Origin of the sequence: Mesorhizobium sp. M7A.F.Ca.CA.004.12.1.1 (genome assembly GCF_003997835.1) — a bacterium.
Taxonomy (GTDB): domain Bacteria; phylum Pseudomonadota; class Alphaproteobacteria; order Rhizobiales; family Rhizobiaceae; genus Mesorhizobium.
This window is the reverse complement of sequence record NZ_RZRK01000467.1, coordinates 1-4982: the sequence shown is the minus strand read 5'-3', so window position 1 is coordinate 4982 and position 4982 is coordinate 1. Positions and strand designations below refer to the sequence as shown.

Genomic DNA, 4982 nt, shown 5'->3' with positions numbered 1-4982 from the left:
GGCTGCGATCATCGTGGCGGGCGAGAAAAAGTTCAGAGCTAGCCTGCGGGAAGCCGAGGAGCGCGCAGAGCGGGAGCGGATCGAAAAGGAAAATCAGCGCCAGGAATGGCTAGCCCAGCGCAACCAACAGCGCCTGCAAAACCTGCGGACCAGCGGAGAGCTACTGCGTCAGTCTGAAGAGATTCGCGCACTTGTTGAGCGCGTCCGTCGCGCGATCCCTACTTGTAGAACCGTGCGCTGACCGCTTTCGGGCCGAGAGTGGACCGACGGCTCCGAGGCTCGGATCGTCAGTAGCGGACCTTCGAACGTCGAATGATCTCAAAGACCAACTGCCAGCTTTCTGCGCGTTAAGCCATGATCGGAGGCGTCGAATGCGAACATGTGTTGAGGGCGGATGTTTCCGGCCTCGGCCCTTTTCGCTCCTAAGTGTGGCCGTGGGATACACCGCCGGTCCCTTGTGTCCCTCCCTGCCTTCGCCCCCAAAGCTGCTGAGGCGCATAGTAGGCTTCTCTTTTGCGCCTCAGATGTGTATGCCTTAATCAGCTCCATGGAACATCTAGCTGGAGCTGATCAAAAATATATGAAGCCACCAACGCAACCTGACTCCGACCGGCCCTTGAATGCCGAGGCGGCCGATCTTTTTGGCTTTGTGGGCATAGCCAGAAGACTCGCACCCGCAATTCTGAAGACGTTCGAAACAGACGGCATGGTCGTTGGCCTGGAGGGGCCTTGGGGATCAGGCAAGACCACGCTGCTGAACTTCCTGCGGCACGAGCTGGACAAGAGCAAGCCGGAGCACATCCACGTCATAAACATCGCGCCATGGCTCAGCGGAGATCGGTCCAATCTCGTATCCTCCCTGCTTATCCCAATAGCGGACATTCTGGATCAGATTGAAAACGCGCACGCCAAACAGAGCCGTTGGAAGCAGCTGAAGAAGAAAGGAACCGACCTCGGCAATCTCGTCCGGTCGTACGGCGCGAAAACAGGGCGGACGTTGGCGCCGGCCGCGCGGTTGGCTGAATATTTCATTCCCGGTGCGAAGATCGCGGGAGACTCGTTGGATTTGGCTTCTGAGTACCTTGAGCAGTCTGAACGCCAACAGACGACTGCCGAAATCAAAGCCAACATTTCCAAGAGGATTTCCGAGCTCAAAATCGGCTTCGTCGTCATTCTGGACGACCTCGACCGGCTTGAGCCCGAACAAGCCGTTGAGGTGGTCCGGCTGGTGAGGTCGGTCGCCGATTTCCCGAAGATTACCTACCTGATGTGCTATGATCGGGCGGCCCTATCCCACGCGCTTATGACTGGCCTGAAGATATCCGATGGAGATCAGTTCCTTCAAAAAATCATCCAGCTGACCTTCACTATACCACTCCCCGAGCCATTCGACTTGCGGGAGCAATTCCTCACAGAGGCTTTGGCCATCTTCGAGGAAGTCACCGGAAGCCCCGCGACTAGTGAGCTCCTCTCCGATCTTAAAGTTGGGGTGGACCGCGAAGGTGGCGCACTACGGACCCCGCGAGAGGTCAAGCTTGCTCTCAACAGCCTCCGGTTCCTGTATCCCTCGATCAAGGACGATGTCTATTTCCCCGACGTCTGCCGGTTGCACCTGATCAAGACAACGAACCCGGCTCTCTATCGTTGGATCGAGGAATATCTCTCGCTACGCTCGGTCCTCGTCACAGGCGATGGTACAATCAGCAGCCACGACAAGAAGGAGATCGGCAAGCGGCTTCAGGAGCTTCTGCCGTCAGACGACGCAATGTCCACGCAGTCAATCTGGAGCCTGCGCCGGTTCATTCCAGGCATCATCAAGAACGACAGTCCCGAGCAATGCGTCTTTTCGAGCTCAAGCGTAGGCGAAGTGAAAAACATGATCGCGCTGCGCCGTCTGGGCAGCCCGATCCATTACCGCTACTACTTCGCGCTGACGTATCCGAAAACGATAATGCCGGATGACGAGTTCAACGCGTTGCTCGCCCTCGCAACGAGCCACACGTCGGCGCTGACGGAGAAACTCGTCGCTCTCGCCCGGAAAAGGAGGTCGTCAGGAAGGAGTTGGTTCGAACATTTACTGGACCGGCTGGATGACGACATGATCAGAAGCCTCGGCGCATCGAGGCTCTCAGGTCTGATAGAAGCCATATCCAACGGCATGGATGTCATCCTTGCCGAAGACAACAGTCCGCGGCCGTTGTCGCTGTCAGTCTCGGATATCGCGGAACGTGTGGTGAGGGGTTGCCTCAAACAGTTGAAGACGTTGGACCACGATGCCTTTACCTCGGCAGCCACCAAGCTCGCCTCAGACTGTCCGTCGCTGAACTGGCTGATCGGGCACTTCATCAGAGACGAGCTTTTCATGCATGGCCTCGTCGGTGAACGGGCAAATCCTGATGGCTCGGCCTTCGACCGTGAGAAGCTGACTGACCTCCTGAATAGCTTGAAGACGCGTGCTACCGCTCAGGTGAACGATGGCGATCTTTCGAAGATGCCGGATCTAGCAGCCTACCTCTTTGGCTGGAGGGACCTGTCAGGCCTGGAAGAGCCAAAGGCCTGGGTCACGAAATTCACCGAACCCGATGAAGGCTTTCTTTTCCTCCTGGACAAGCTGCGCAGTTGGGCCGTGAGCGACCGGGTATATTACCCGCTCCAGCAATCGGCTGTCAGCGTGTTTCTGGATTGGGATGAAACCACAAAGCGACTGGAAACGCTGGCTGACACTGAGCATAGGGAGAAGGTGGAAGAACTCAAGGTCGCGATCGAGCAGGGCAAACACTGAGCACTTGCCGTGAGCGCAGAAATTGATCGGCGGGAATGGCGGTGCAGGAAGGAAGCAAACAAACACCTCAATGGCTCATTGGAGGGGCGCGAAGCGTTCCGTTAGAACGAGGGGCCGTTTGCCGACCGGCAGTTTCTGGCGTTCAAAAAGCGACAGCGGACATTCGATTCGGTAGCTCCGAGGTCCCTGACTGACCCGTTCAAGACCTTCCTCCGACCCCAAAATGCAGGCCCTGATCCAATCCGGACCTTCCTAACACGGTTTCCTTGCCGAAAGCCGACTGTGAGCCCGCTAGAGGACGCGGCGAGAACCAAAGCCTCTTGCTTGTGAGTGAAGAGTTCTTGCACGTTCCGAAGAAGCAGGGGTCTAGTAGAAACAATCCACGCGAATGGGCCAGCTAATGGAGGTGTCGTGAACGCGGTACAGATGCGTGAAATTATCGTGGGGCTGCTTGCCGCAACCTACAACACCGTTGGCGAAGACGGCCTTGCCAGCGCATTCATCCTTGGCCGACGCGATAGGCATCCCGCCTTAGGCGGCATTTCTGTCACGCTTTTCTTCCGTCGAAAGAAGCTGATGCCTGCGGTGATGAAGCTGAGGTCCCTCGGGCCGCCACATCTCCGTTATCTTCCGTTGGGCCATTCCTTTGAGAAGCTGCGGTCTTTCCTCACGGACCGGTACCACCTTGTTGCGGGCAACAACATTTTCAGCCGCGCTGAAACCTCACTCCTGGAGCGGATATCGAAGGAGCAAGTTGACTTGCTTGTCGACCAGTTCGCAGAGAGCGATATCCTCACTCCGCCTCTAGAAACTTGCCTCTTTCCGCTGGTCACCATCCAGATGAGAGATGCGTTTGAGGGGGCGGTATTCTCGCTCTCGACAGCGACTGGTCTTGCAGCACAAACGCCGCTCGCGAACCTGCCACGCGGCTACGTCGATGGTCATCTATTCCCGCCATTCAGCGACTGGAAGCACAAGACCCAAACCCCGACGAGCTGGCTCCTTGTCACCGCTCCATCGCCTGAGGTGGCAAAAAAATATCGAGCATCGATCTTAGGGGCGATCTCCCTCACCGTAATGCATCACTACCGACACCAGTTTACCGGCCGGAAGGTTTTCGGCGGAGTGGTGGGCGTTCGTGATGGATGGTCCTTTTCCGACAGCTCGCCACATACGCCGGCACTCGGCGAGGACGTTGTGCTAGGGGTCGAGGATGGTGTTTGGCTTGAAGTGATTGATAGGGCTCTCGCTTCCAGCAGCGAGGCCGATATCAAGAAGCTGAAATCGCTGCAGTACTTCTACAGGGCTTGGTTTCTACCGGACAGCGAGCGGTTCCCAATAGACTGCATCACGATCGACTCGATGTTTGGGGATGCAAACGGCGCAACGGAGGCTGTTGCGCGCGGGGTGGATGAACTGTTCGGGGGAAAGCTCGATCGTACCCGTGTGCTTCTGCTGATGCGATTGCGGAACTCGGTAATCCACGGCGGAGCGCCGGATGTCTACGATTCCTCGAAGTACGCGAGGTACTACCGAGACTATGGCGACGATCCGATCGCCGACATGAGCGCCCTTGTCGCCGAGTGCCTCCGACGAAAGGTTTTCGATGGGCAGCTTCGAGAGCAACCTGACCCCTACGCTGAAGTGATCGCGCAGGCTGTCGCAGCGGGTAGGTTTCCTGCGAGGGAGCCAGCGGGAATCCTCGCTCCCTTAGCCACGGCGGCGGCGTGACCACTTGACCACTTGCGCCGTCCACAACAGAATTCGTGGCGATGGGATGCAGCTCTGCATGCTCCCCCGGTGCTTCCCCGAGGTTTCAAGGGAAGCTTCCGGAGAGGCCAATGCTTGTTAAGACATCGAAATCGTTGGTGCCGCCGGCAACGTCAGCTATCGGGCAACAGGAAAGATCACCTCAACGGCCGACATCGGGCGCATTGCTGACCGGCTGATTTTGGGCCGTATCCGGACAGTCCGCTTGGGACCCTGGATCGGTGTACTCGGACGCTCGGAGGTCGTCTCGGCGGGGCCCTCTACTCTCGCTTCATACCTGCGCCGACGCAGAACCGTCGTTAGGTGGCCGAGCGGGACAAAACGCGACAGAAAGAAATGGCGTGAGGCCCTACCAATCCGCCAACGGCGGCGATAATTGTGCGAAATGCCGAAGCGATCCCGAAGCCACCAGCTTGAAGCCGAATCCATC

At 57.6% G+C, this 4982-nt stretch carries 2 protein-coding genes and 1 pseudogene; all 3 read left to right on the top strand.

Features of this window, described 5'->3' with window-relative positions; genetic code table 11:
* A pseudogene (locus tag EN984_RS37820) lies at positions 1-241 on the top strand (hypothetical protein); the annotation flags it as partial.
* Between the two features lie 339 nt (positions 242-580).
* Positions 581-2782 carry a P-loop NTPase fold protein gene (locus EN984_RS22635; RefSeq protein ID WP_127268970.1) on the top strand — a complete coding sequence of 734 codons (2202 nt, stop codon included), beginning with the start codon at positions 581-583 and terminating at the stop codon, positions 2780-2782.
* Positions 2783-3193: 411 nt separating this feature from the next.
* On the top strand, positions 3194-4513 hold the full coding sequence (locus tag EN984_RS22630) for a hypothetical protein (RefSeq protein WP_127268971.1): 1320 nt from the start codon (positions 3194-3196) through the stop codon (positions 4511-4513).
* The last annotated feature ends 469 nt before the right edge of the window (positions 4514-4982 follow it).